General features: G+C 73.8%; 25 protein-coding genes and 1 pseudogene. 10 read left to right on the top strand and 16 right to left on the bottom strand.

The window, feature by feature from the left end:
- The coding region (locus VIU94_RS09570; RefSeq protein WP_331909628.1) for a HEAT repeat domain-containing protein at positions 1-1,728 on the top strand (1,728 nt) is incomplete at its 5' end.
- 1 nt (position 1,729) lies between these two features.
- Here VIU94_RS09570 and VIU94_RS09565 read toward each other — a convergent pair.
- From VIU94_RS09565 to VIU94_RS09555, 3 genes are all read right to left on the bottom strand, one after another.
- Positions 1,730-2,482 (bottom strand): hypothetical protein, encoded by a 753-nt coding sequence (locus VIU94_RS09565; RefSeq protein WP_331909626.1) that lies wholly within the window; start codon positions 2,480-2,482, stop codon positions 1,730-1,732.
- 65 nt (positions 2,483-2,547) lie between these two features.
- Complete coding sequence (locus VIU94_RS09560) at positions 2,548-3,780, bottom strand: hypothetical protein (protein WP_331909624.1); 1,233 nt, start codon at positions 3,778-3,780, stop codon at positions 2,548-2,550.
- 32 nt (positions 3,781-3,812) lie between these two features.
- Positions 3,813-4,094, bottom strand: coding sequence for a hypothetical protein (locus VIU94_RS09555; RefSeq protein ID WP_331909622.1), 282 nt, complete (start codon positions 4,092-4,094; stop codon positions 3,813-3,815).
- A 93-nt stretch (positions 4,095-4,187) separates the two neighbouring features.
- Here VIU94_RS09555 and VIU94_RS09550 point away from each other — a divergent pair, with 93 nt between their 5' ends.
- The 4 genes from VIU94_RS09550 (at position 4,188) to VIU94_RS09535 (ending at position 8,998) form a co-directional block, all read left to right on the top strand.
- Positions 4,188-5,081, top strand: a complete 894-nt coding sequence (locus tag VIU94_RS09550) for a PP2C family protein-serine/threonine phosphatase (protein WP_331909620.1) — start codon at positions 4,188-4,190, stop codon at positions 5,079-5,081.
- Between the two features lie 90 nt (positions 5,082-5,171).
- The gene (locus tag VIU94_RS09545) at positions 5,172-6,323 is read left to right on the top strand and encodes a PP2C family protein-serine/threonine phosphatase (protein ID WP_331909618.1); all 1,152 of its coding nucleotides are present in this window, start codon (positions 5,172-5,174) and stop codon (positions 6,321-6,323) included.
- 82 nt (positions 6,324-6,405) lie between these two features.
- Entirely contained in the window at positions 6,406-6,741 is a 336-nt protein-coding gene (locus tag VIU94_RS09540; protein WP_331909616.1) for a YnfA family protein, read from the top strand.
- Between the two features lie 55 nt (positions 6,742-6,796).
- Positions 6,797-8,998 carry a hypothetical protein gene (locus tag VIU94_RS09535; RefSeq protein ID WP_331909614.1) on the top strand — a complete coding sequence of 734 codons (2,202 nt, stop codon included), beginning with the start codon at positions 6,797-6,799 and terminating at the stop codon, positions 8,996-8,998.
- 135 nt (positions 8,999-9,133) lie between these two features.
- Here VIU94_RS09535 and VIU94_RS09530 read toward each other — a convergent pair whose 3' ends face one another.
- Positions 9,134-10,873 (bottom strand): tetratricopeptide repeat protein, encoded by a 1,740-nt coding sequence (locus VIU94_RS09530; protein WP_331909612.1) that lies wholly within the window; start codon positions 10,871-10,873, stop codon positions 9,134-9,136.
- Between the two features lie 178 nt (positions 10,874-11,051).
- On the opposite strand from VIU94_RS09530, the gene VIU94_RS09525 reads away from it, so the two are divergent.
- Complete coding sequence (locus VIU94_RS09525; RefSeq protein WP_414720917.1) at positions 11,052-12,299, top strand: sialidase family protein; 1,248 nt, start codon at positions 11,052-11,054, stop codon at positions 12,297-12,299.
- On the opposite strand, the gene VIU94_RS09520 is transcribed toward VIU94_RS09525, so the two are convergent.
- The 4 genes from VIU94_RS09520 to VIU94_RS09505 form a co-directional block, all read right to left on the bottom strand.
- The gene (locus VIU94_RS09520) at positions 12,206-14,095 is read right to left on the bottom strand and encodes an ABC transporter ATP-binding protein (protein ID WP_331909608.1); all 1,890 of its coding nucleotides are present in this window, start codon (positions 14,093-14,095) and stop codon (positions 12,206-12,208) included. The genes VIU94_RS09525 and VIU94_RS09520 overlap by 94 nt on opposite strands.
- Positions 14,092-14,598: a hypothetical protein gene (locus VIU94_RS09515; RefSeq protein ID WP_331909606.1), complete on the bottom strand. Its 507-nt coding sequence runs from the start codon at positions 14,596-14,598 to the stop codon at positions 14,092-14,094. Before VIU94_RS09515 ends, VIU94_RS09520 begins: the two co-directional genes overlap by 4 nt.
- Before the next feature lie 14 nt (positions 14,599-14,612).
- A complete protein-coding gene (locus VIU94_RS09510; RefSeq protein ID WP_331909604.1) occupies positions 14,613-15,143 on the bottom strand; it encodes a MauE/DoxX family redox-associated membrane protein in 531 nt (176 codons plus the stop codon).
- Between the two features lie 226 nt (positions 15,144-15,369).
- Positions 15,370-15,555 (bottom strand): hypothetical protein, encoded by a 186-nt coding sequence (locus tag VIU94_RS09505; protein ID WP_331909602.1) that lies wholly within the window; start codon positions 15,553-15,555, stop codon positions 15,370-15,372.
- Positions 15,556-15,812: 257 nt separating this feature from the next.
- On the opposite strand from VIU94_RS09505, the gene VIU94_RS09500 reads away from it, so the two are divergent.
- Together VIU94_RS09500 and VIU94_RS09495 are read left to right on the top strand one after the other, a co-directional pair.
- Positions 15,813-16,259 carry a S26 family signal peptidase gene (locus VIU94_RS09500; RefSeq protein WP_331909600.1) on the top strand — a complete coding sequence of 149 codons (447 nt, stop codon included), beginning with the start codon at positions 15,813-15,815 and terminating at the stop codon, positions 16,257-16,259.
- Complete coding sequence (locus tag VIU94_RS09495) at positions 16,256-18,229, top strand: AfsR/SARP family transcriptional regulator (protein WP_331909598.1); 1,974 nt, start codon at positions 16,256-16,258, stop codon at positions 18,227-18,229. Before VIU94_RS09500 ends, VIU94_RS09495 begins: the two co-directional genes overlap by 4 nt.
- An 8-nt stretch (positions 18,230-18,237) precedes the next feature.
- Here the strand turns inward: VIU94_RS09495 and VIU94_RS09490 are convergent, their stop codons facing one another.
- Positions 18,238-19,092 carry a DMT family transporter gene (locus VIU94_RS09490; RefSeq protein WP_331909596.1) on the bottom strand — a complete coding sequence of 285 codons (855 nt, stop codon included), beginning with the start codon at positions 19,090-19,092 and terminating at the stop codon, positions 18,238-18,240.
- Positions 19,093-19,264: 172 nt separating this feature from the next.
- On the opposite strand from VIU94_RS09490, the gene VIU94_RS09485 reads away from it, so the two are divergent.
- Positions 19,265-20,359, top strand: a complete 1,095-nt coding sequence (locus VIU94_RS09485; protein WP_331909594.1) for an AI-2E family transporter — start codon at positions 19,265-19,267, stop codon at positions 20,357-20,359.
- Between the two features lie 8 nt (positions 20,360-20,367).
- Here the strand turns inward: VIU94_RS09485 and VIU94_RS09480 are convergent, their stop codons facing one another.
- The 5 genes and pseudogenes from VIU94_RS09480 to VIU94_RS09460 all read right to left on the bottom strand — a co-directional run.
- Positions 20,368-20,790, bottom strand: a complete 423-nt coding sequence (locus tag VIU94_RS09480) for a GlcG/HbpS family heme-binding protein (RefSeq protein ID WP_331909592.1) — start codon at positions 20,788-20,790, stop codon at positions 20,368-20,370.
- A gap of 40 nt (positions 20,791-20,830) precedes the next feature.
- Positions 20,831-22,060 (bottom strand): MFS transporter, encoded by a 1,230-nt coding sequence (locus VIU94_RS09475; protein WP_331909590.1) that lies wholly within the window; start codon positions 22,058-22,060, stop codon positions 20,831-20,833.
- 243 nt (positions 22,061-22,303) lie between these two features.
- Complete coding sequence (locus VIU94_RS09470; protein ID WP_331909588.1) at positions 22,304-22,723, bottom strand: VOC family protein; 420 nt, start codon at positions 22,721-22,723, stop codon at positions 22,304-22,306.
- 96 nt (positions 22,724-22,819) lie between these two features.
- Positions 22,820-23,161, bottom strand: a complete 342-nt coding sequence (locus VIU94_RS09465) for a GNAT family N-acetyltransferase (protein WP_331909586.1) — start codon at positions 23,159-23,161, stop codon at positions 22,820-22,822.
- Between the two features lie 44 nt (positions 23,162-23,205).
- Positions 23,206-23,315, bottom strand: a pseudogene (locus VIU94_RS09460) (pirin family protein); the annotation flags it as partial.
- Between the two features lie 179 nt (positions 23,316-23,494).
- Between VIU94_RS09460 and VIU94_RS09455 the strand changes: the two are divergent.
- Positions 23,495-23,986 (top strand): carboxymuconolactone decarboxylase family protein, encoded by a 492-nt coding sequence (locus tag VIU94_RS09455; protein ID WP_331909584.1) that lies wholly within the window; start codon positions 23,495-23,497, stop codon positions 23,984-23,986.
- 16 nt (positions 23,987-24,002) lie between these two features.
- Here the strand turns inward: VIU94_RS09455 and VIU94_RS09450 are convergent, their stop codons facing one another.
- Both VIU94_RS09450 and VIU94_RS09445 read right to left on the bottom strand, forming a co-directional pair.
- The gene (locus VIU94_RS09450) at positions 24,003-25,703 is read right to left on the bottom strand and encodes a sigma-70 family RNA polymerase sigma factor (protein ID WP_331909582.1); all 1,701 of its coding nucleotides are present in this window, start codon (positions 25,701-25,703) and stop codon (positions 24,003-24,005) included.
- Between the two features lie 189 nt (positions 25,704-25,892).
- Positions 25,893-26,405 (bottom strand): hypothetical protein, encoded by a 513-nt coding sequence (locus VIU94_RS09445; protein ID WP_331909580.1) that lies wholly within the window; start codon positions 26,403-26,405, stop codon positions 25,893-25,895.

Genomic DNA, 26,405 nt, shown 5'->3' with positions numbered 1-26,405 from the left:
GCACTGGCCGCGTTCCGGGACCGGGCCGAGGGGCCCGGATCTCGCGCCGTGCTCGGCGCGCTGATCGACGTACAGGGCGACGCGGCACCGGCCGTGCGGGCGGCGGTCGTCGACTGGATGACGGAGCTTCAGCCGCTGGGCGTTCCCGCGTGGACCCTCGCGGAGGCGGCGCGGGCGGCGGGCGACGTGCCCGCGGCCCGGGTCGTACGCGCCGCCGACCTGGACCAGCCACGATCGGCGGCGCAGCGGGAACGGTTGCTGGGGATGCTGGCGTCGGACGTCCCGGACCGACGGGACGCGGCCGCGCGCACGCTCCTCGCCTGGCCCGAGCCGGACGCCCGCGCGGTGGTGCTCGACGCGTACCTGCGCGGCCGGACGGACGTACCGGCCGGCTCCGCGTTCGTCGGCACCCTGAGCCGCGCCCTGCGCCGCGCCCTGACCGAGGCCGATCCCGAGACCCTGTTCCCGAGTGATGTGCCGCCCGGCTCCGAACTCGTCGCCGACCCGCACCGCGCCTTGATCGGGACCGATCCCGAGGTCTTGTCCGCGGCGGACCTCCCGCCCGGCTCCGCGAACGCCGCCGACCCACACCGCACCCCGACCGAGGCCGACCCTGAGACCCCGTTCGCAGCGGACGCGCCGCCCGGCTCCGCGAACGCCGCCGACCCACACCGCACCCCGACCAAGGCGGACCCCGAGGCCCCGTTCGCAGCTGACATGCCGCCCGGCTCCGCGAACGCCGACGTCCCACACCACACCCCCGCCGAGGCCGATCCGAAGACGGCGCTCGACGACGAGATGCGGGCCGACCCGTCGGCCCGGCTCGCGGCGGGAGTCGATGCGCGTCGGCTCGCTCGGCTCGCCGCAGGGCTTGACGCACGGGACCTGGAGCCGTTGCTGCCGGTGCTCCTGCACCTGTGGGAGCGCGGGTCGGCGGCCGCGCGGGCGGACGCCGCCCAAGCCCTGCGGCGCGTGTCCGCCGACGTTCTGGCCTCCCGCCTCCAGCCCCGGATCGCCGCCGGCGCCACCGGGCTGCTGGATCTGCTCGCCGATCGGCCGCTGCTGCGCACCCCCGCCCTGGCGCGGCTGAGCGAGCGCTACCCCGACGCGCGGCTCGTGCTCGTCGACGGGCCGTTGCGCGGTCCGGACGCCGCCGCGGAGGACGCCGCAGCGCTCCGCGCGCTGCGCGTCCGCACCCCGCTCGCCGCCCCGCGACCGCTCTCCCGCGAGGAGTTGGTCCTCCTCGCGCGGTCCGGCGAGCCGGAGCGGATCCGCCGCGCCCTGACCCATCTCACCGAGCACCCCACGCGCTTGCCACAGACCGAACTCGCCGAGCTTCTGGAGGAGTTGCTGGCCCACCCCCAGACCGGCATCCGGCTGCACGCGCACCGCACCTCTCGTGCGCTGCTCGACAGGGAGACCCACCTTCAGCTCACCGAGGTCCTGCTCGACGACCCGCAGCCGGACGTCGTGCGCACCGCGATCCGCGTGCTCGTACACGCGCGCCGGCGGCCGGCGATCCCGGCGCTCATCTCGCTGCTCGACCACGCGCACGTCACCGTCCGGCGGACGGCCGAGGACGGCCTCGTCGGCATCGGCTCCGCGGCCGTGCCCGCGCTGCGCCGCGCCGTCTCCCGCGCCCGCCCGGACCGGAGCGCCCGCTACGCGGCACTCCTCGCCCGCATAGCCGAGCAGGAGCAGGAGCAGGAGCAGGATCCGCCACGCTGAGTCACGCGCGCTCGGCGGCGTCGGCGCGCAGCAGCCGCAGGAACGCCTTGAGTCCGGCGATGATCTCCTCGTTGTCGCCCAGCCGGTCCACCGTCGCCTCGAACTCCCGCGCCAGGGAGGTGATCCGGCGGTCCGTGGCGTCGGTCCGGGCGTACATCGAGGCGCTCAACGCCTCGACGGTCCGGCGGAGTTCGGCCAGCGCCGCGTACTGCTCCTCCGCCTTGCCCTCCAGAACCGCCGCGCCGGCGAGCAGCCGGTCCACCCGCGCCCGCACCTCCACGACGTCGTCGCGCGGGTACGTCACGTCCTTGAGCAGGGTGCCGAGCCGTCGCCGCAGCTGGGCGAAGTACGCGCCTGCCGGACGGAAGAAGGTGCTCAGGAGGAAGAAGCCGGCGAACCAGTACCCGGTCGCGTTCCCCGTCGCCCACGTCACGGCGACGACGAGCCCTGCCGTCACGACGTGCCCGGCCACAGCCGCCCGCAGCATCATGCGGGCGATCCGCGCGGCCTCGGTGTCCCGCGCCTCCGGGACGACCAGCCCCTTCTCCCGGCTGACCGCGATCTCCGACAGCACGGCATGGGCCCGGAAGTACAGGTTCCACGGCAGGGTCAACAGCACGAGCAGCCACAGCAGGGCGACCACCCCGGCCCCGACCCCGAGCACGACGTCCGCCGGTACCCCGACGACGTACGCCGCCACCAGCACCCCCGCGACCCCCGCCACCGCGAGAACCGCCCCGAGCACCTTCCCCATGTCCGCCCCCTCGCCTCAGCCCCAGGGTGCTCCGGGGCCCGCGCGGGCGGCATGAGTACCGGTACTCAACTCAGGTCGGCGGTACGGGCCTTGGCCGCCTCGCGGACCTCCGGCTCCTCCATCGGATCGGCCGCCAGCGCCGCGATCTGCTTCCGCACGAAGGGTTCGTCCGGCGCCGAGGCGATCCCGAGCAGCCGCGTCGCCGGCTCGCAGTCCCAGAGCGATTCGACGTACGCCGGCTCCAGACCGGCCGGGTCGATCGCGGCGAGGGCCTTCAGGTAGGCGGTCCGCTCGTACGAGTGCGGTGTGCACACCCAGTACTTCCGCAGCAGGGGTACGGCGTCGGTCGCCTCGGTCCCGTGTCGGGCCAGCCCCTCGGCGATCAACGCGGGCCCGCACCAACACCGTTGTTCCCACTGTTTCTGGAGATCCGCCGTCAGAACCGGCACGTCCTGGGCCTCGCCCCGCTCCGCAAGCACCTGAATGCCCGTCCAGGACAGCCACGGCCGCTCGTCCTGTGCCCACTCCCGCGCTGCCGGCACGGCGAGTGCGCCGAGTCGTGCGACGGCACGCCCCAGCAGGGGCAGGCTGCGCTCGCCGTCGGCGGTGCCCAGCCATGGGACGAGCGGCACCAGGGCCGGCTCGGGCGGACGCTCCGACAACTCGCGAATTGCGTTGACTTTGGCATGGTCGGTCTCGCCCGGGTCGGCGAGCAGCGCGAGCAGTCGGTCGGTGCCGGCCTCGATCTGGAGCGCAGGCCGACACGCCTTCATTGCGGGCGGGCGGACGGGGATGCGGTCCCGCCAGCGCACCCAGGGCTCCGACTTCCCGTGGTACGGCCGCTCCCCGTCGAGCCGCGCACGGGCGACGTCGGCCAGGTCGTCCCACCATTCGACGGGCCAGATCCTGGCCATGTCCTCCAGGACGTCCATCCAGTGCCGGCCGTCGCCGACGTGGTCGCGCAGCGCCCCACGTGCCTCGACCGACCCGGCCAGGGCAAGCCGGCACAGCACTCCTGAGGCACGTTCGCAGTCGTCCTCGTCTCCGCCGAGGAGTGCGACGACAGGGTCCAGGGGCAGCTCCAGACCCTGCACCAGCCGGGCCAGGTAGAGGTCACGGTCGTCGATGAAGTCCCACCGCCAGTCGTGCGCGATGAGCTCGCGCACCACCGCGGCTGCCGCCGCCGGATCGCGCCTCGCCTGCCATATGCCGGACCCCCGTCCTCGTTTCAGCATCCCGGCGAGGGTGCGGGACCCCTCGTACGAGGGCTCCTCCGAGCTGTCGCTTGCTTCGTCCAAAGGGTCGCGAACCACCTTTCGTTCGTTCAAGGTCAGTAGTGACGTGGGGACATCACCTGGAGCTCCGCCTCCGGTGGCGAAGCGAAGAAGCAGCGTGGGATGCCGGGGCCGGGGGCGACGTGGACCGCGACCTGGGTCGGCGGGTCCGTCGGGAGGTCGACGGTGACCGTGACGGGGCGGTCGGCCGGGGTGGTGGCATGGCCGGTCTCCTTGCCGTCGACCAGGACCTCCACGACGGAGGTGTGGCCCGTCTGGACGGTGACGCTGATGGAGTGGCCCGCGTGGTCGATGTGGAAGTGATGGCGTCGTCTCATGTGATCCTCCGGCCGCACGGCACCCCGACGCCCCTTCTCCAGCCTAGGAGGGCGGGGCCCGGCACGCAGCCGAGTTTCACTACGCTCGTGATCATGGACACCTGCGAGGAGTGCGGCGGGACGGTGGCCCCGGACGGCCGCTGCTGGGAGTGCGGCAGGCCGCAGACGGGGTTCCGGGCCCGGGTGGAGGTCGGGGCGGACGGCGGAGGAGCGGCGGGGGTCAGCGATCGCGGCCGGGTGCGGGAGATCAACGCGGACGCGATGGTGGTGGCGGTGAGCGGGCGCTGGACGGTGGCCGTCGTCTGCGACGGCGTCTCGATGGCCCCGCGCTCGGACCGGGCGGCCCGCCTGGCCGCCGAGGTCGGCGCGGCGGCGACGGCGGAGGCACTGCGGGCGGGGGCGCTGCCGGAGCTCGCGCTGGCGGAGGGGGCGCGCCGGGCGGGCCGGTCGGTCGCCCGCCTCGCGGGGGACCTGGCCGGGGACTCGCGCCTCGCGGGAGACCGCGCCCCCAACTCACTCCCCACAAACGACCCCGCCCCACACTCACGCCCCGCGGACGACCCCGCCCCACACCCCTCCCCCGACCTCCCTCCCGCCTGTACCTACGTAGCAGCCGTCGTCGCTCCCGACGGTTTCTGGTGCGCGTGGATCGGCGACAGTCGGGCGTACTGGATTCCGGACGAGGGGCCGGGGTCGCTGCTCACCGAGGACGACGCGGGTGCGGACGAGGTGCTCACGGCCTGGCTCGGGGCGGGCGCGGGCGAGCCGGTCCCCCGGATCCGGAGCCTGCGGCCCTCCGGGCCCGGTCGGCTGCTCCTGTGCACGGACGGCCTGTGGCGGTACTTCCCCGACATCGCCGCACTGCGGGCCCGCACCCGAAGCCGCACCTCACTCACCGACGCCCGGGCGCTGGTCGCGCACGCCCTCGATCTCGGCGGCGCCGACAACGTCACGGCCGTGCTCCTCCCCGTACCGGGAGCCACCTGAGCGGGGTGAGCAGGCGCCGCCTCGGGCCTGGAACGGCCGCCGTCGGAATGTCGGAAAGCCGGTCCGTCGACGCTGCGGTATGCAGGTCATATGGACCCCTCGCAGCGACACGACCCACCGCTTGTGGCGCGGCGCGCCAGAACGGTGCTGCTGGGGGTCTCGTTCGCCCTGATCACCGTGGTGACCGTGGTGGACATCCTGTCGCCGCCCGAGGTCCATCTGGGTCCGTTCCTCGTCGCCGCGCCCGCGCTGACCGCGTCGTTCGCGGGGGCCCGGACGACGGCCCTGGTCGGTGCGGTCGCTGTGCTCGCGCAGGCCGGCGTGGCCATCGCGCGGACCAGCCTGACCGACCTCAACCACACGTACCAGATCTTCGCCCTGATCCTGATGTCGGTCGTGGTCACCTTCTTCGCCCACCTGCGCGAGGAGCACGAGAGCAAGGTGACCCGGCTCCGCTCCATCGCCCAGGCCGCGCAGGGCGCGGTGCTGCGCCCGCTCCCCCTGCGCTCCGGACCGCTGAGCATCGCGTCGCTCTACCTGGCGGCCGAGGAGGAGGCGCTGATGGGCGGCGACCTGTACGCGGCGGCCCGTACGGCGTCGGGGACGCGGCTGCTCATCGGGGACGCACGTGGCAAAGGGCTGGACGCGATCAGCGAGGCCTCGCTGGTCATGGGCGCGTTCCGGGTGTCGGCGGCGCGGGCGGCCGCGCTCCCGGAACTCGTGACGAGCCTGGAGGCGGGCGTCGGCTCGGCGCAGGACTCAGGGGAGACGGGCGAGGGGGACACGGAGGCGGAGTTCGCGCGCGAGGAGGCGTTCGTGACCGCCTTGGTCATGGACATCCCGGACGACGAGCCGGTCGTCCGGGTGGCGAACTGCGGCCACCCGCCACCGCTGATCCTCCGGGAGGGCCGGGTCGTCGCCCTCGACAGCGCCGCGCCGAGCCCGCCGCTCGGGCTGACGGCGGTCCTCTCCGCCGACGTCGTGGTCGAGTCCTTCCCGTTCCGTGTGGGCGACGTGCTGCTGCTCTACACGGACGGGGTGATCGAGGCCCGCGACCGGTCGCGGGCGTTCTACCCGCTGACGGAGCGCGTCGCGGCATGGGCCGGGGTGAGCCCGGCAGCGCTGCTGCGGCTGCTCTCCGACGACCTGCGCGGCTACGTCGGGGGCCGCCTGGGCGACGACGCGGCCCTCGTCGCCGTCGAGCGCCGGGCACCGGGGGCCGCATGGACGGGAGCCTCGTAAGCCGTCGTGCGCCCGAAGCCACGAGCGCCTCGCAAGCCGCCGTAGGCCGGGGCCTCGTATGCCCCGGATAGGCTCCCGCACCATGACCGTCGCTCGTTCCGTCGCCCTGTTCGTCGTTGCCGCGTTCTTCGAGATCGGCGGGGCCTGGCTCGTCTGGCAGGGGATTCGGGAGCACAAGGGGTGGGTCTGGATCGGGGCCGGGATCGTCGCGCTCGGGCTGTACGGGGTCGTCGCCACCTGGCAGGACGACGCGAACTTCGGGCGCATCCTCGCCGCGTACGGCGGGGTCTTCGTCGCCGGGTCGCTCGCCTGGGGCATGGTCGCCGACGGGTACCGCCCGGACCGGTACGACGTCGTCGGCGCGCTGATCTGCCTCGCCGGCATGGCCGTCATCATGTACGCGCCCCGGGGGAACTGAGCAGGCGCGGGAAACCCGGGTGCGGCGGTCGACGAGAGTCTGTGATCATGCCGGGATGGTGCACGCTCTCGAACCGCTCGTCGTCCGTCACACCCTGCGTCTGCCCGCCCGGAGTCTCCAGGCCGGACCAGCCCGTCACGGCGAGACCGTCGCGCGGCAGTTCGACACCGCGCTGATGTCCGTGGGGTTCAAGCTCTCCGCCGAGCTCCTGGAGCATCTGGCCGGGCTCTCCCCGGACACGGTGACCGAGACCGCCGCCGCGACCCTGGAGACCGTGCGCCGGATGGTCGGCGATCACGTCTCGCACAACGTGTACTTCCGCGACTTCCCGGCGAACGTGCCCGACACCTTCGACTTCTGGATGCAGTGCGTCGCCCAGGCCCTCGCCGACGACACGGCGCGCGAGAGCACGCTCGCCCAGCTGTCGAGCGGGGTGCTGAACCTGCTCACGCTGCCGACGTACGGCAACTACCGCCACACGTACGAGGAGATGCTCGCCGCTCACGACGAGCTGATCGCCGCGGCCGGCGACCGTACGACGGTGCTGCACCTCGGCCGCACCGCAAAGGACGAGGTCACCGCGCTGTATCTGGCGCTCGCCGGCAGCACCACGCCTCTCGGCGACGAGGCCCTGGCGGACCTCGCCGTGCTCGCCGCGGCGTGCGTGGACGGGCCGCAGCCCGAGGAGATCCCGGTCCGGGAGAACCGTGCCGTGGTCAACCGCGCCCGGCTCGGCGCCGGAGCCGGGCCGCTCCTGGACACCGTGACCGACGTGCTCCGCCTCGCCTGCGCGCTCGCGGACGGCGACGTCACCCTGCAGGAGCCGACGCGGCTGGGCGCCCTGTCCCGCCCGGTGCGCCGCGCGCTGCTCGCGGGGCTGGACTCCGTCGTCGCCGCGTCCCCGGCCAAGCTGGCCGACGTCGCCGCGCACCGCGAGGCGTGGAAGCGCCTCGGGGAGCGGCTGCACCCGCACGAGTACCCGAAGTGGCCGCACGCGGCGGAGGTGTTCGCCGTCGCCCGCGGCGAGAAGACCGTACGGACCCTCGACAGCCGCGTGGAGGAGCTGCTCGACCGGGGCGACGTCACCGCGGCCACCGAGCTGCTGAAGTCCGCGCCGGGCAGGCTGTTCCGGTCCCTGGACCGGCTGCTGCGCGCGGCCTGGGAGGAGACCCCGGAGCGGCAGCGCGAGGTGCGCGACGCCGTGGTGGCCGCCGCCGTCGAGGTCGCGCCGGAGGTGTCGGGGCGCGTCGTGCTGTCCGTCCGGGAGCACCTGCACAACCGGGGGCGCGGAGCCTTCGGCGCACCGCGGATCTTCGTGAACCGCGGCGGGCGTGCCTGGGTCGAGGCCGACACCCGTGCGGGCGTGCCGGCGACGCACCGCGAGCGTCTGATCGAGGCGCTGGACGCGGAGACGCGCCGCCGACTCCCCTCCCCCGGGCGGCTGTTGGTCGACCCGGACATCCTGGACGTGGCGCTGCCGCTCAGCGGCAAGGCGACCGCGGCCGGTCTCGGCGTGCTGCCCCGCGGGTCGGTGACCCCGGTCGACGGGGAGTTGCTGCGCTTCTTCGTGTACTGGAAGCAGACCAGTCGCGACACCGACTACGACCTGTCGGCGCTGATGCTCAACGCCGACTACTCGACGCTGTCCTGGCTGTCCTACACGGCGCTCACCGAGGTGGAAGGCGAGCACTCCGGCGACATCACCGAAGCGCCGCAGGGGGCCTCGGAGTTCATCAACCTGCGGCTTGCCGCGGCCCGCGGCCCGTACATCGTGCCGCAGGTCAACATCTTCTCGGGCGAGGGCTTCGAGGAGACCGCGGAGTCGTTCTTCGGCTTCATGCTGCGGGACGCCGACCAGGCGGGCCGTCCGTTCGAGCCGCGTACCGTGCGCATGAAGTCGGACCTGCGCGGCACGGGCCGGGTGGCGCTGCCGCTGGTGTTCACGCGGGACGAGGACGGCCGGTGGAACGCCAAGTGGATGCACTTCTACCTGAAGGGCAATCCGTCGAGCAATCGGGTGGAGGGCAACCGGGTGACGGTCGCGGCGCTGGTGCGCGGTGTCGTCGAACGTCGGCATCTGACGATCCGTTACCTCACGGATCTGATGGCCGACTCCGCCGAGAGCCTGACCGTGTGGGACGGCGAGACGATCCCGGACGCGCCGGTCACGTTCATCGGCCTCTCACGCCCCGACGGGCTCCCCGAGGGCTCGCGGGTCCTCACCCCGGAAAACCTGCGCGACGTGATCCCCGCCTGACTGCTACGGTTGGCCTTGGCGAGGCCATGAACGGGCTTCCTTCTCACCACTCCTTGAATCTAGTTCGTTCGCTTTCCTCGCCCTCGACTTCCGAACACGGCCGGCCCCGATCTCATCGGGCCGGCCGTTTCGTCGTCACAGGCCCAGCGGCGGCAGTTCGCGCGAGGTGTCCGCGGGGTCGTCGCGCAGCGACTCCCGCAGGGCGGCGCGCAGCGTGCGCTTCGCGACCAGCCGGGCCTTCGGGTGGTCGGCCAGGACCTCGTACCGCTCGCCGTAGCCGTCAGGCAGCGCGGGCAGGCGCAGGGCGGCGAGCGCCGCGTCGAGCGGGGCGCGGTCCGTGCCGGGGTCGCGCAGGGCGGCGGCGACGCGCCGCTCGTCGCCCTTCGGGAAGGCGGACACGAGCGCGGCGGCGGTCTCGGCGGCCTCGCCCTGTGCGGGGATCCCTTCGGGGCCCTGCCAGAAGTGGGACGTCACGACGGCGTGGTCGCGCACCAGGCTCAGCCCGTACCGGTCGGAGACCCGGGACACCACGAGGACGGGCCAGGGCTCGCCGTTGCTGAACGACCGGGCGAGCCGTACGAGATCGCCCTCGCCGAGCAGCGCGCGGCGCAGCCCGGGCCGCCTGCCGCCGGCCCCGGCGGCCGGCTCGTGGGAGGGGGCCGCCTCGACGAGCGTGATGCCGGTGCCGACGAGGGGCGCCATGCGGTACGTGACGCCGGTGAGCAGCGCGGCCTCGGTGACCTGTGCGACCGTCGCCGGCACCAGCGCGAGCTCGCGGCGGGCGCCGCCCGCGTCCGCCGCGGCGACCTCGGCCTCCGGCGGGCGTACGGCGCCGCCGAAGAACGGCGTTTCCTTGGCGACCTGGGCGCGCGCGCCCTGGCGGAACTCCAGGAAGACCGGGAGGCCGCCCAGGTAGGACCAGGGGTAGGCGGTGACGTGTCGGCCGATCGCGCGGAAGACGTCGAGGATCTGCTCGGCCGGTCGGCCGTCGCGGATCAGCGCGAGGGCCAGGTGGTTGCGGATCGCGGCCAGGCGCGGATCGCCCGGCGGGTGCGCCTCGGAGAGCGCGCGGGCGGCGGCTATCGCGGCGTTGACGCGGTGCTGCGCGACGGGGCCGTATGCGGTGGCCTCGTCGCCGTCGAGCCGTTCGTCCAGGGCGAGTTCGGTGAGCGCGACGACGGGCAGGCCGCGCAGCGGATGGTCTGCCGGGCTCTTCGCCGCCGCGCGCTCGGCGAAGTCGGCCATCTCCTCGTGCGAGCCGTGCCACTTGTCGGCGAGGTACTGCACGGCGCGGGCGTGAGCCGCCCAGTTGTGCGGGTCGAGGGCGAGCGCGGACGCCAAGTGGTCCTGGAAGACGTCCCGTGGCGCGGCCGCGCCGGTGTCGTGGGCGAGGACGGCCGCCCACGGGGTGGGGTCGCCCTGGTTGAGCGCGACCGCCTCCTCCAGGGCGGGCACGGCGTCCGTGAGAAGCGCGCGGAAGCCGAAGAACTGCTCCGCCGACACCTCAGAGGCCCGGGCCTCGGTCCGCACCTCCCACGCCTGCGCGACGGCGGCCTCGGCCCGTACGAGTGCCAGGTCCCGGTCGCCGGGCCTGCGGGCGCGCCAGACCTCCAGCCGGCCGGGGTCGTGCAGCAGGACCGCGGCGACGGCCCAGGCCGCCTCGGTCCTGGCGGCCCAGTCGGCCGCCTCGCGAGTGGCCGCGAGCAACTCCTGCGCGGGCTCGTACGCACCCCGCCGCAGGGCGTCGCACGCCTCCCGGACGCGCGGGGCGGGTGCGTCGAACACGACCTCGTCGTCGGCCGGCAGCCCGGCCCCGGTCGCGCCGTAGTGACGCAGCAACCTGGGCAGCCCCCACAGGCCGGACAGACTTCCCATCGGGGCTCCTCGCGAGATCGTGCATGGGCGGTCGAGAAAGGGTACGAGGCGGGGCGCCGGAGCCCGGCGGCAGGGCGACGAGGCGACCTGCGTCGCTTCACCCGGACTTCGCCCCGCCGACCGCAGCCGTTGCACCCCGGTTGGGGAAGCGGCCTTGGCAGTGCGGCACTTGTGGGGGATGCCGATGAAGCGGGGGGCTCTGCGACTGGGTGGGGCGGCGGGGGCGGTGGCCGTGGTCGCCGCCGGGTTGGTCGGGCTGCAGGCGCGAGGCCAGGGGCCGCTGCCCGGGTGCGCCTCTTCGACGCCGTACGTGGCTGGAGTCGGCGGGTACGCGGCGTACCGCATCCCGGCGGTCGTCAGGACGCGCGCGGGCGCCCTGCTCGCCTTCGCCGAGGGGCGGACCGGCGGGGCCGGGGACAGTGGCGCCATCGACGTGGTGGTGCGCGAGTCGCGCGACGGCGGGTGCGCGTGGGGGCCGCTCCGGGTCGTCGCGGAGGGCGGCGCGGACACGCGGGGCAATCCCGCGCCGGTGGTCGACCCGCGCACCGGCGACGTCGTCCTGCTCACCTCGTACAACGGCGGCGAGGCGACCGAGGCGCAGATCCTCACCGGCGAAGTCGACGCGCGGCGGGTGTTCGTGCAGCGGAGCCGGGACGACGGGCGTTCGTTCTCCGCGCCCCGGGAGATCACCGCGTCGGTGAGGCGGCCCGGCTGGCGCTGGTACGCCACCGGCCCCGGCCACGCCGTCGCGCTCACCCGGGGGCCGCACGCCGGCCGGCTCGTGGTGCCCGCGAACCACTCGGCGGCGCCTCCCGCCGGGTCGGCGGACACCGGGCGGGAGCCGAAGTACTACGGGGCGCACGCCCTGTACAGCGACGACGGCGGGCGCTCGTGGCGGATCGGCTACGTGGACGACACGTACGACGGCTACCTCAACTCCAACGAGTCCGCGGCCGCCGAACTCCCGGACGGCGGACTGTACTTCCACGCCCGCGACCAGCACGGCACGAGCCCGGGCAACCGGGCGGACGCGTACTCCGCCGACGGCGGGGCGACCCTCGCCCGCCCGTACGCGCCCCAACCCGCCCTGGACGCCGTCCCCGTCGTCCAGGCAGGGCTGCTCCAGCTCCCGGGACCGGCCGGGCCGCTGCTCTTCTCGGGCCCCTCGGTCCCGGGCGAACGCGCCTCGCCGGCGCTCTGGGCCAGCCGGGACGGCGGCCGGACGGTCACGAAGACGCTGACCCTGTCGACCCGCAAGGCGGCCTACTCCGACCTGGTCCTGGCGGACCCGGACACGCTCGGCGTGCTGTACGAGACGGGCACGGCGCGCCCCTACGAGTCGATCGAGTTCCGGCGCGTCCCGCTCGCCACTGCCTCCGGCTGCGCCGCGTACCCCTCCGCCTGCACGGTGAACAGCCGCTCGTAGACGCCGCCGGCCGCCATCAGCTCGTCGTGCGTGCCGCGTTCGGTGATCCGGCCGTCGTCGAGGACGACGATCGTGTCGGCCTCGCGCACCGCGCTGAGCCGGTGGGACACCAACAGACTGGTGCGGCCCGCGCGATGGGCCCGGAGCCCGGCGTGCACCTCGTACTCGGCCTGCGCGTCCAGGCCCGCGCTGGGCTCGTCCAGGATCAGCAGGTCCCGGTTCTGCCGCAGCAGCGCCCTGGCGAGAGCGAGCCGCTGCCACTGGCCGCCGGAGAGCACCGTGCCGGCCGTCGGGTCGCTCTCCTCACCAGGGCCGTCGGCGAAGAAGATCCGGCTGAGCAGGGTGTCGTATCCCTGCGGCAGGGCGGCCACCAGGTCGTGTGCGCCGGCCAGTTCGGCGGCCCGTCGGATCCGGTCCTGGTCGTCGAGGAGGTCCAGGTCGCCGACGCCGATGTTCTCGCGCGCGGTGAGGTCGTAGTTCATGAAGTCCTGGAAGAGCACGCCCATTCTGCGTCGCAGCTCGTCGGGGGCGATGTCCCGCAGGTCCGTGCCGTCCCAGCGGACCGAGCCGCGCACCGGGTCGTAGAACCGGCACAGCAGTTTGATCAGGGTGCTCTTGCCCGCTCCGTTGAGGCCGACGAGGGCGAGCGACCGGCCGAAGGGGATGAACAGGTCGACGCCCTTCAGCACCCAGGGGTGACCGTCGTGGTAGCGGAACCACACATCGCGCAGCTCGATGCCGTGGCGCAGGGCCGGGAGGTCGCGGGGCGAACCTGCGGCGATTTGCCTGGGCGTGGCGAGGTCGTCGGGCAGTTCCGTGACGTCGACGTGGTACGAGAACAGCAGCAGCGCCTCGTGGGCCTGCGCGAGGCCGGCGACCAGGCCGACGAGCGCGGCCTGCACCCCGGCGACCGAGGCGACGAAGGCCGTCACGTCGCCGGCGGTCAGCCGGTCGGCGAGGGCCGCGTCGACCGCCCACACCAGGCCGCCGCCGGCCACGGCGGCGGACAGCGCCGCCAAGACGCCCTGCACGGCGGCGTCCTTGCGGTCGAGGCGGCGTTCGGCGGACTGGATGGAGGAGAGCTCGCCGAGCATCCGGTCCTTGAGGAAGCCGCCGAGGCCGAACAACCGGACCTCCTTGGCCGCCTGCTCCTCGGTCAGCAGCGACGAGTAGAACAGTTCCTTGCGCATCGCGGTGGAGGTGGCGCGCAGCATGCCCACCCGCCGCCGGGACAGAGCCAGTCGGCCGATCAGCACCGGCACGGCGGCCAGCAGTACGACCACGGCCATCACCGGGCTGAGGACGAACAGGGTGGCGAGCAGGCTCAGGAGGGCGACGACGTTACGGCCGGTCTCGGCCATGCCGCCGGTCACCGGCGTCAGCGAGCCCCCGGACGCCTGGGCCGCCATCCGCAGCCGGTCGAGGTGCTGCGGGTCCTCGAAGCGCGACAGGCCGTGGAACCCGTTGACCGCGGTGTGCAGCCTGTCGCGCAGCAACCGGTCCATCCGGCGGCCCAGTTCGCCGCGCAGGTACTCGCCGAGGTGCGGCAGGAGCGCCCCGAACAGGCCGACCGCGCCGAGCCCCGCCGCGTACGCCAGGGTGTGCGCGCCCCGGCCCTGGGTGAGGTCGTCGACGAGGAGCTTGGTGAGCCAGGCCGTCGCCGGGGGTACGAGCCCGGCGGCCACGGCGACCGGCAGGTGGCCGGCCCAGATCCCGGGCGCGGCCGTCCAGCAGGCGCCCCACGCGGTCCGCAGATGACGCGCGGCGCGCCTGCGGCCGGCCGGCCCTTCGGTCACAGCGCGGGGGTCGCGGCGGGGAGTTCCGCCACGGCGATGCCCGCCCGGAGGATCACGCCGTCCGCGTCGACCTGGAGGAAGGTCGGGAAGGCCTTGATGTCGACGGCCTTCATCAGCCGGTCGCCCTCGTCGCCGGTGACGACCGTCGGCACTCCGCGCAGCAGCCCGGTCAGCTCGTCCGCCGGCGTGCCGACGACGATCGCGGAGGCGTCGCCCGCCGCGGCGACGGCCACGAAATCGGGCGCCTGCTCGTGGCAGGCCTCGCAGCCGACGGAGAAGAAGCCGACGGTGCGCGCCGTTCCTCCGGTGTGCGCGGCGAGTTCGGGGACCATGCGGCCCACCAGCTCGTTCGGGTCGTACTCGTCCATCGGCCCGGCGGCCCGGGCGAGTTGCTCGAACCGGGTCTCGTGCTCGCGCAGCCGGCGCAGCACCGCGAAGACGAGGAGGAGCTGGAAGACGCAGAGCGCGGCGACGAGCACCAGCGCGACGACGAGATAGGCCATGTCCTTGACTCCAGTCAGCGAGAGATCGGCACGAGCGCCAGCAGGTCGTCCATCCGGACGACCATCAGGGCCCCGACCGCCGCCGTGCCGCCCGCCAGCGCGAGCCCGCCGGGGTGCACGGACCCGGGCGCGGACGCGGCCGCCATGGCGGCGAGGCCCACCGCCGCGACGGCGACGAGGAGGGCGTTGCGGATCACGTGCGGAAGGCCGAGCGGGGCGCTGGTGGCGCCGAAGCAGCGGCAGGGCACCTGGCGGCCGCCGCGCCGGGCGGCCAGGATCCCGGCGACGAACGCCCCGAGCAGGACGATCGCCAGGGCGAGGCCCGCGCCCGCGGTCGCGGGGAAGGCCAGCAGAGCGGCGGTGACGGCCTCTGCCGCGACCGTCGCCACGGCCACGGGGGTGGTCAGGCGGCGCGGGAAGAGCCGAAGGGCGGCGAGGGAGGCGGCGAAGCCGGTGAAGGAAGCGCGCCGCCAGGTCTTTCCGGCGGCCGCGGCGACGAAGACGAGAACCAGCAGGAGGCGGGCGGCGAGCCCGATGTAGTACACGCGTCAGCTCCTCTGTCGTACCAGCGTCGGCTCGTCTGTCGTACACGCGTCGGCTCGTCTGTCGTACACGCGTCGGCTCGTCGGCGTACGTGCTCGTCGGCGTACGTTCCCGGGGCTCCGGGGCCCCCACAGCCCCGGAGGGCGCCGGCCCGCCCGCGCGTGACGCGGGGACGGGCCGGCGGTCCGGCTCATCGGCAGGCGGGCTGCCGACTCGGCGTGTCGCGCGTCAGCACTGGCTCCGGCGGGAGCAGCCGCCACAGCTGCTGATGCCGCCGACGACATGGCACAGCCGCTCGTAGCGGTAGATGCCGCTGCAGTAGCAGAACTGGTAGAAGCTGGTGTCGGCCTTCGCGGTGGCGCTCGGCGCCAGTCGCTCCAGCACCTTGTCCCCGAGCTTTCTGACAACCTTCACGTCTGCCCCTTCCGTTGCGTTGGGAGGTGGATCAGTGCGGCTCAGGACCTTACGAGCGGCCCGTACAGCGAGCCGTACAGCCGGGCGTACAGCGTGGATACAGCGGCCGGAACAGCGCCGGAACAGTAACGCCGGGGAAGGGATTGACACTTGGGGCGGGTGGGACGCAGGATTCCTGATCACTCTCGAAGATCCCTGAGGAAAGATCCCTGAGGAGGCTTCAGTTGCGCGGGGGATGGTTAGGCGCAGGAGTGGGGGTGCTCGTCGCGTCGGCCGTGATCGCGGCCGTCCGCATCCGCACGTCCGTGGTGGTCGTGTCCGTGCGGGGGGACAGCATGGCCCCCACCCTCCTTGACGGGGAGCGCGTCGTCGTACGGCGCCGGCCGCTCGCCCGGGTCCGCCGCGGCGACGTGGTGGTTCTCAAGCCACCACCACCGACGTCCGAGCGGGACGCCGCCGCCTACGGCACCGACCGGAACGGCGCGGACTGGAACGTCAAGCGCGTCACCGCGCTGCCCGGCGAGCCCGTCCCGGCCGGCACCGCCGGCGCCGGGCCGGGCGACCTCGTGCCGGCCGGTTCCCTGGTGGTGCGCGGCGACAACCCCGACAGCATCGACTCCCGGCACCGCGGCTTCTTCCCCGGTGACGAGCTCCTCGGGACCGTGGTGCGCCGCCTCGGGGCGTCCCGGGCGCTCCGGCCATGAAGGCCGCGCCGGGCGCCGACGCCGCCGCGGACGGCGACGGTCCGAGAGCCCGGACGGTGACGTTCCGCACGCTCGGACCGCTCGAACTGCGGGTGGAAGGCGACCCGGTCCGCATCGGGGCCGACAAGCAGCGCGTGCTGCTGTCCATGCTCCTCGCGCACGGCGGGCGGGCCGTGCCGGTGCCGACGCTGATCCGGGAGATCTGGGGCGACGAGCCGCCGCGGTCGGCGGTGGCCAACTTACGTACGTACGTCATGCAGTTGCGCCGGCACCTGTGCCCTGCCGGTGCCCGGCTGGCCACCTCGCACTCCGGGTACGCGCTGCGCGTCGACGACGCCGACTTCGACATCCCGCGCTTCCGCGGCCGAGTCGCGCAGGCGCGCCGCGCCGTCGCTGAGCGGCGACTGCCCGCAGCCGCCGAGCTGTACGCCGAGGCGCTGGACCTGTGGCGCGGGATCCCGCTGGAGGACGTCACCCAGGGCGTGGCGCTGCGCGAGTTCAGCCAGCACCTCACCGAGTCGTACCTGAGCGCCGTGGAGGAGCACGTCGAGGTGGAGTCGGCACTCGGCCGGGACGGCAGCGTCGTCCAGCGGCTGCGCCATGTCATCGCCCTCCACCCGCTGAACGAACGCCTGCGCTGCCGCCTCATGGTCGCCCTGTACGGCAACGGCGACGCGGCGGGCGCCCTCGACGCCTTCAACGACGCCCGCATGGCCCTGCGCGACGAACTGGGCATGGACCCGGGCGAGGAACTGCGCCGCCTCCACGGGGCGGTCTTACGCCGCGACCCGACGTTGAGGGCGGCTGGGGCGGCAGGCGGGGGTTGGGCCGACCCCGAGGCTGGACTCGCCGCCGAGTCCGGCGGTGCCGCCATGGGGCGCGCCGCGCTCAGCGGCGTACCGCCCCTGCCCGCCACGCCTCCGACTCTGTGCGTGACCCCTCGTCAACTACCGCCTGAGACCACAGTGTTCGTCGGGCGGAGGCGGGAGTCGGGGATCGCGCGGAGGGCACTGGCCGCCGGAACGGGGGCGACGGTCAGTGCGCCGACTGTCGTGTTTCACGGACCGGGCGGGTTCGGGAAGTCGGCGCTCGCGCTGCGGCACGCGCACGATCTGGCGGCGCTGTACCCGGACGGGCAGCTCTACGCCGACCTCGCCTCGCCCGCCCCGGACGGACCGCACGACCTCGTCGGCGGGTTCCTGCGGGCGCTCGGCGTGCCGGCCGCGCAGATCCCCGACTCCCCCGCCGAGGCGGTGCTGCGCTATCAGTCGGCGGTCGCCGGCCGACGGCTGCTCGTCGTCGTCGACAACGCGCGCGACGCCGCCCAGGTGCGCCCGCTGATCCCGGCCAACAACGCCTGCGCCGTCCTGGTGACCAGCCGGTCCAGCCTGCCGACGCTGCTCGCGACGCGGATCGCCGTCGGGGCGCTCGACGAGGCCGCGTCCCTTCAGTTGCTGGCGCTGACCGGCACGGGCGAGCGGTTCGCCCGGGAGCACGTCGCGGCCGTGGAGCTGGCCCGGCTGTGCGGCCATCACCCGCTCGCGCTGCGCATCGCCGGGGCCCGCCTGGTCGGTCGCCCGGAGTGGTCGCTGTCCGGCTTCGCCGACCGGCTGCGCGACCGGGCGCGCCGCCTCGACGAGCTCTGCGCCGAGGGCGTCTCGGTACGCGCCTGCATCGCCGAGAGCTACCAGCAGTTGCTGCGCGCCCCGCTGCCCAACCGGGTCCCCTCGGTACGGGCGTTCCAGCTCCTCGGGCTCTCCGACCGCGCCGAGTTCGACGTGACCGACGTCGCCGGACTCCTGGGCACGGACGCGTACAGGGCGGCCTGCGCGCTCGACGGGCTGGTCGAGGCCCAGCTGGTCGAGCCGGTCACCGAGCGCGTCTTCCGGATGCACGAGCTGATCCGGCTGTACGCGGCCGAGGTCGCCGCGCCCGGCTGCCTGCTGCGCACGGCCCCGTCAGCTCTCTGAACCGGGCGCTACGCGGTCCCGACCCCGCCACGGGCCAGCGCGAAGACGCCGAAGACGATCAGCGCGAGGCCCGCCAGTTGTGGCAGCAGCCACCATCCGGCCCGTACGTGCTCCTCGTACAGCAGGATGCCCAGGGTGAGGCTGATCGTCGCGTCGCCGAGGGTCAGCGCGGGCTGGGAGGCGATCAGCGGCCCGCCCTGCATGGCGTGCTCCAGCAGGAGCAGGGCCGCGATCCCGGTCACGCAGAAGGCGTAGGTCTGCCAGCTCGTGAGGAAGCCGACGATGCCCTCGTCGTCCAGGATGTGCATGGCCGCCTTCATCAGGGCGGCGGTGAGCGCGTAGCAGATCGCGGTCGCGGCCCCGAGGCAGCCGGCGCGGGCGCGCCCCGCCGGCCGGCGCAGTCCGGCGGCGGCGAGCGCCGCCACAGCGACGCAGCAGACCACGAGCGCCGGGACCCAGCGGTCCAGCGGGACGTGGGTGCGGTTCCCTTCGGGCGAGGCGGCGACCATGGCGATGCCGAGCCCGCCGACGACCCCGGCCACGGCGAGCCACAGCCCGGAGGGCAGCCGCTCCCGTGACATGAGGGAGGCGATGAGCAGCGCGAGCGGCAGTTCGAGCACGAACAGCGGCTGGACGAGCGTCAGCGGCCCGGTCGCCAGCGCGACGGCCTGCCCGACGCCCGCGGCGATCACCGCGAGGATGCCGAACAGCCAGACCGGGCGGCGCATCAGGTCGAGGATCAGCCCGGGCCGGAACGAGTCGGACTGCGGCACAGTGAGCGCGGCGCGGCGCTGCAGCACCGTCGCGAGCGCGTTGCTGAACGCGGCGAAGACGGAGAACACGACCGGCAGGACGATGCCCATCCCCCGATCCTCATGTGTGCGGCGGCGGTCCGCCCATCCACGGCACCGGACGGGGCCGGGGTGCGCTGCGCATTCGCCCGTCCGGACCCGGTCGGGCGAATGCGGGGCGGATGCGGGCGAATGTGGGGCCGGGGAGGTGGCGCGCCGGGTCCGCGGTGGTACCTCGTCCCTCATGCAGCCCAGCCCGCCACCGCACGTGGTCCCGTTCCTTCGCACGGCCGCCGCCTACGCGTGGCGGGTGCTCGTGGTCGGGGCGCTCGTCTACAGCCTGTTCGCCGTGCTCGGGCGGTTCCACGAGATCGGCGTGGCGGTGTTCCTGGGCCTGGTGATCACGGCGCTGCTGCGGCCGATCGCCGACCTGGCCGCCCGGGGGCTGCCCCGGCCGCTGGCCGTCGCGCTGACCCTGCTGGGCGGCATCGCGCTCCTCCTCGGCGTGCTCGCGCTGGTCGGCGAGGCGGTGGCGGGCGAGCGGACGACCCTGGTCCGCGAGTTCCGGGAGGGCATCGACCGGATCGAGGACTGGCTGGAGCGCCCGCCCTTCCGGCTGAACCCGGACGCGCTGACCGACGTCCAGTCGAGGCTCGGGCGGTACCTGTCCAGCCATCGCTCGACGCTGATCAGCGACGCGGTGAGCGGGGCGCACCGACTGGTGGAGGTGCTCACCACGCTGGCTCTGGCGCTGTTCTGTTCGGTGTTCTTCATCCACTCCGGGGACCGCCAGTGGGCCTGGTTCGACCAGCAGTTGCCGGGGTCGGTGCGCGAGCGGGTGCGGATCGGAGGCCAAGCGGCCTGGCGCACGTTCACGGGCTACACGCACGGGATCGTGCTGGTGGCCGCGACGAACGCGGTGCTGGTCGGCGTGGCGCTGTGGCTGCTCGGCGTGCCGCTCGCGGTGCCGCTGGCGCTGCTCGAGTTCATGGCCGCGTTCATCCCGCTGATCGGTTCGCCGATCGCGCTGGCCGTCGCCGCGGTCGTGGCGCTGGCGTCGAAGGGCCCGCTGGTGGCCGCGATCGTGATCGCGCTGATCGTGGTCATCGGCCAGATCGAGGGCCATCTGCTGCATCCGCTGGTCATGAGCTGGGCGGTCCGGCTGCATCCGCTGGTGGTGGCGATCTCGGTGATCGGAGGGTCGATCGCGGCCGGCATCGTGGGGGCGGTGGTGGCGGTGCCGCTGGTGTCGGTGATCTGGGCCGTGTACGTCGCCCTGCGGGAGGCCCGCAGGGCGACGGAGACGAGCGGGGCGGAGGCCTCGGCCGAGGGAGCCTGAGACGACGGTCAGACGAGCGTCGCGACCGCGGCCGAGGCGAAGGCGTGGTCCTGCTCCGGGGCGCCGCCGCCGACGCCGATCGCGCCGACGAGCCGGCCGTCGCGGTGGACCGGGACTCCGCCGGCGATGAAGAGCAGCGGCCGGTCGAGGGCGGTGGTGAGGCTGTGGAACGGGCCGTCCGGCTTGACCAGGTCGACGAGGTCGGCGGTGGGGGCGTTCAGCTGGAGGGCGGTGTAGGCCTTGCGGGTGCTGGTCTCGCCGGCGATCAGCACGGCACGGTCGTCGCGCCGGAAGGCGAGGGGGTGGCCGCCGGCGTCGAGGACGGTGATGGCGACGGCGACTCCGGCGGCGTCGGCCTCGGCGCGGGCGGCGGTGAGCAGGGCCTCGGCGTCCTGGACGGTCAGCGGGGCGGGGGCGGTGGTGGCGGTCATGAGTGCGTGGTTCCTTGCGTGGTGAGGGGTGTGCGGTGGGTCAGTGGTGGGCGGCCGCGACGGGGACGCGAGCCGGCTCGGGCGTCGCGGCCGGGACGGCGGTCGCGGTACGTGCCCGGGCGGCCCGCGTGCGCCTGTCGAGGTACGCGGCGAGGAAGGCCAGCAGCAGGGCCGTGCCGGAGAGCAGGGCGCCGACCCAGTTGGGGGCGGTGAGGCCGAGTCCGGCGGCGATGACGACGCCGCCGAGCCAGGCGGCGAGAGCGTTGCCCAGGTTGAACGCCCCGATGTTGGCGGCCGAGGCCAGGGTGGGGGCGGCGGAGGCCTGGTCCAGGACCCACTTCTGCAGCGGCGGCACGGTCGCGAAGCCGAGGGCGCCGATCAGGCTGAGGGTGATCGCGGCGAGGACCTTGTCGTGCGCGGTCGCGGTGAAGACCAGGAGAGTCGCTGAGAGAGCGGCCAGGCTGACGAACAGCATGGGCATCAGCGCGCGGTCGGCGAACTTCCCGCCGAGCAGGTTGCCCAGGAACATGCCGATCCCGAAGAGGACGAGAAGCCAGGTGACCGCGCCCTCGGTGTAGCCGGCGACCTCGGTCATCATCGGAGTGATGTACGTGACGGCCGCGAACACGCCGCCGTAGCCGAGGACGGTCATCGCCATGGCGAGCCAGACCTGGGCGTTCTTGAACGCGGCGAACTCGGCGCGGACGTTCGCGGCCTCGGGCCGCCCCTGCTCGGGCACCAGCTTGGCGACGCCGAGGAGGCCGATGACGCCGAGGGCGGCGACGAGGGCGAAGGTGACGCGCCAGCCGAGCGCCTGGCCGATGGAGGTGCCGCCCGGGACGCCGACGATGTTGGCGACGGTCAGGCCCATGAACATCAGGGAGATGGCGGAGGCCTTCTTCTGCGGCGCGACCAGGCCGGCGGCGACGACGGACCCGATGCCGAAGAAGGCGCCGTGGGCGAGCGAGGCGACGACCCGGCCGATCAGCATGAGGCCGAAGGTCGGCGCGAGGGCGGAGAGCGTGTTGCCGACGACGAACAGGCCCATGAGGAACATGAGCATCTTCTTCCGGGACACCTTCGCGCCCAGGACCGTCAGCAGCGGGGCGCCGAACACCACGCCCAGGGCATAGCCCGTCACCAGCCAGCCGGCGGTGGGGATCGAGACGCCGAAGTCGCCGGCGACCTGGGGCAGCACGCCCATGATCACGAACTCGGTGGTGCCGATCCCGAAGGCCCCGATGGCCAGGGCCAGGAGCGCGAGAGGCATAGCGTTGCACCTTCCAGAAATGCTTGCGTGGGGGACTTACAAGCCAAGACAATACTTGCAGACGCGCATTACTTGCAAGCGAGGGCTATCGGCGCTGGAAGATACTGGACGGTACTGAACGGAGCTGGAAGCCACCGGATGAGCGCATGCGAAAACCGCACCGGCCGTCTTCGACCCCGGCGGGGAGGTCGAAGACGGCCGGTGCGGCGCGTACGGAAGGGAAAGGGAAGGGGAAGGGGCGGGTCAGCCAGGCTGCGCGTTGATGTTGACCAGCCAGGTGATGCCGAAGCGGTCCGTGCACATGCCGAAGACGTCGCCCCACATCTGCTTCTCCAGCGGCACCGAGACCGTGCCCTCAGCGGAGAGCTGGGCCCAGTAGGCGCGCAGCTCGGCGTCGTCCTCCCCGCTCACGCTCACCGCGATGTTGTTGCCGGGCTTGTGCTCCCCGCCCGGCGGGGTGTCGCCGGCCATGAGCGTCATGCCGTTGTCGGTCTCCAGCATGCTGTGCATGACCTTGTCGGCGAGGTCCGCGGGCGGCTGCTCGTCGCCGAAGTCCGCGTAGGTGTTGACCGTCAGGGTGCCGCCGAAGATCCCGTGATAGAACTCCATGGCCTGCCGGGCGTCGCCGTCGAAGGTGATGTACGGGTTGAGTCGCGAAGCCATGAATGCCGCCTCTCGTGACGTGGTGGGCCGGTCGGCTCCCGGATCGATCCTGCGGGAGCCCCGCGGCCGTCGCAACGCGGAGAGGGCCCACCCGGGTCAGCGCCCCAGCACGCCGTCCAGCCACTGCAGGACCTCGGGCGTGACCGGGTCCGTGATGTCGGCGAACTCGTCGTGCTTCTTGAGGAACTTCGCCACGTACGGGCAGACCGGCACGATCCGCATGCCCGAGGCGCGCACGTCGGTCAGCGCCTGCTGGACGAGGATCGCGGCCAGACCCTGGCCGGCGTAGGCGTCGTCGATCTCGGTGTGGAAGAAGACGCGCCGCCCGTCGCGATCGCGGTAGGCCGTGAGGCCCGCGCGCTCGCCGCCGACGAGGATCTCGTAGCGGTGCCGGGCATCCACGCGGCGGACGACGGGGGCGGTGGCCTGCTGGGTCATGACATGCCTTTCGGGTCGGTCGGATCGGTTCGCGTGACAGCAGCTCAAGCTCGGGGCGGGTTCCTGCGGGAGGTGAGGACGGCGTTCGGCAGGGCGGGGGCGGGCAGGCGGTCGCCGGGGTGGCCGAGGACCTCTCGCCGAAGCGGTCGGAGGCCCAGCGGGACGTCCCGCGCGGACAGGATCTCGACCTCCGCGTCACTCATTCCCGACCCCTCCGAACAAAGGTAGTTCCATATTCAACAATCATGGTCGATGATAGCCCCTGAACCCGTGACATGCACGGGACTACGAGCAGAAGTGGCCGTGACGCGGCGGCCGGTGAAGGAGCGCAAGGTGAGCGACACGGCGGAAGCCCCCGTGACCGGGCGGGTCTACCTCGACAAGCAGAGCCCCAAGGCGTTCCACGCCCTGGTCCAGACGGCCGACGCGGTGCGCGCGACAGCCGCCGAGGCGGGGCTCGACCGCATCCTGGTGGAGCTGGTCAATCTGCGGGTGTCGCAGCTCAACGGCTGCGCGTACTGCCTCGACGTGCACACCGGGGCCGCGCTGCGGGCCGGCGAGACGACGCAGCGCCTGGGCGTCCTGGCCGCATGGCGCGACACCGAGGTGTTCACCGCACGGGAACGCGCAGCCCTCGGCCTGGCGGAGGCGACCACCGCGCCCGCGGACGCCACAGCGCAGGAGCGCGCCTACGACGCGGCGCGCGCGGTGCTCAGCGACGACGAGATCTCCGCGGCGATCTGGGCAGCGATCGCCATCAACGCGTTCAACCGGGTCTCCATCCTCAGCAAGCACCCCGTCCGGGCGGCCGTCCCCCACCAGTGAGCCACCGGAGCCGCGCTCAGCGCGCGCCGAAGACCTGGGTCCAGTACGGGCCGCCGGCGTTGTGGATGCCGATGCCGATCTCCTTGAAGGAGCAGTTCAGGATGTTCGCGCGGTGGCCCGGGCTGTTCATCCAGGAGTCCATCACCTGCTCCGGGGTGCGCTGGCCCATCGCGATGTTCTCGCCGTACGTCGACCAGCGGTAGCCGGCGGCGGTGATGCGCTCACCCGGGCCGTCGCCGTCGGGGTTGGTGTGGTCGAAGAAGTCCCGGGCCGCCATGTCGTCGGAGTGCCCCTGGGCGGCCTTGTCCAGCAGGGAGTGTCCGGTCACCGGACCGCAACCGGCCTTCGCCCGCTCGGAGTTGACCAGGGCGACCACCTGCTGGGCGGTGGAGCCCGTGCCCGAGCTGTTCGGCGCGGTGGTGGGGCGCGGCCGGGGCGGGGTCGTCGAGGGACGGGCGGGGGGCTTCGGCGTGGTCCGCGGCTTGGCGGTGCGGCTCGCGGTGGCGGAGGGCTTCTTGCTCGGGCTCGGCGAGGCCGAGGGCGACGGGGAGAGCGGGGCGGAGGCGGAGGCCTCGGCGGGCGAGACGGACAGGCCGGTCCCGGGGGCCGGCGAGCCCGCCGCGTCCACGATCTCCCGGTCCTGATCGGGGCCGGTGACCAGGTACCAGGACCCGCCGGCGACCGCCACCACCGCTATGCCCGCGGCGACGGCGGCCCTGCGGCGGTCGCGCCGCTGCCGCTGCTGCCGCCTGCGGCGCGCGCCGCGACCGCTCCGACCCCCGACCGGCGTGGCAGCGGTCTCGTACGGCTCACCCGACTCGGGAACCCCACCCGCCTCCGGCACGCCGCCGAACTCAGGGACTCCCCCGTACCCGTCCGCCCCGAACCCGTCCGACCAATCAGCCCCAGCGCCCGCCAGCCCCAGGCCCCCGCCGTCCCGCACCCCCGCGAGCAGTGCCGCCGCCGGCGGCACCAGCAGCAGGCCGGCCAGCAGCCCCTCCGCCGGGACCAGCCCGCTCCACAGCCCCGCGCAACGCGCGCAGGCGCGGGCGTGCCGGGCTATTCGCTTGCGCCAGAGCGCGGAGGGGCGGCCGTCCCAGGTGCCGAGCTCGGAGCGCAGCGCGGGGCAGGGCGGGTTCTGCGCCAGGGCGCGTACGACGATCCGGGCCGTCTCCAGCTGCTCCTTCATCCGCTGCACGCGGACGGCCGTGTGCTGGGTGGACAGGTCGAGGGCGACGGCGACCTCGTACCGGGTCAGCTCGCCGGCGCACTCCAGCCACCACAGCGAGAGCAGGGCGCTGTCGTCCGGCTCCAGCCAGCGGGTGGCCTCGGCGGTCTCGCGCCGCTGGCCGGAGAGGTTCAGCCGGACCACGGTGAGGTCCACGAAGTCCCCGCCCGGCTGGGCGACGTCCCGGGCCTCGTCGAGGACGCCGGTGCGGACGCCGGTCTGCTGGGCGTGCCAGTGGCTGCGGACGGCGTTCATGGCGATGGCCACCAGCCAGGACCGGAAGCTGTCCGGCGAGCGCAGCCGGCCGAGCCCGTCGAGGGCCCGCAGCATGGTGTCCTGCACGACGTCGTCGACGTCGTGGTGGCCGTTCAGCGCCCGGCCGACGATGTTGTAGACCAGGGGCAGGTAGGCGTCGACGAGCTGGTCACGCGCCCACGGGTCCCCGGCCTGCGCGGCCCTGACCAGCTCCGTACCGTGCTGTCCACTCATGCCCTGATCCCACCCTGCCTGTCGCGCCTGTCGTCGTTCCCTGCACCTGGGAGACCTCGGCGGACCGGCCCGATAACGAAAAACCGCCGGGAAATCTCGTCGAGAATTCCCGAGGGAGCATACGGAAGGCGCCCGGCCGGGTCTCCGGCCGAGCGCCTTCCTTCTTCATCGGGCCTGCTCAGGGGCTTGTCAGGCCCGCAGGCGACCCACCCGCTCCAGCAGCTGGGGCCACTGGTCGTCCGGCTCCGTACCGGTCAGGCGCAGGTGGCCGGGGCCCGCCACGGACTCCAGGAAGAAGGCGGTGAAATCGTCGGCCGCCTTCTCGAAGACGGCGGACTGCCACCATTCGACCCCGGTGTCCGGGAAGTACCAGACCTCCCCGTTCACCCGGTCCACGAAGAACGGCTCGTCGGAGATCACCCCCGCGCAGAACCACTTCTCCCGTCCGAGCGTCACCGCGGCGCCGTCCACCGGGTCGCAGTAGAACTGCATGTCGGCCAGCGCCCCGCCGCCGAAGATCGTCACGTCTCCGCAGGTCGCTCCGTCGCTCAGGGCGAGGAACTCCCGGACGGCGGTCGGCGTATCGACGTCGAGGCTCTCGGGCCGCGCCCCGGCGGGCAGATCGTTCATCATGCGCCACTCGTCACCGGTGGCCACGGTGGCGCGCAACTCCTCCACCACCCGCCGGAGTTCGGCGTTCAT

The sequence above is a fragment of the Streptomyces sp. genome (genome assembly GCF_036566765.1).
GTDB lineage: Bacteria > Actinomycetota > Actinomycetes > Streptomycetales > Streptomycetaceae > Streptomyces.
Note: the sequence above shows the minus strand (reverse complement) of the source record. Positions and strands in the feature narration are given on the sequence as shown.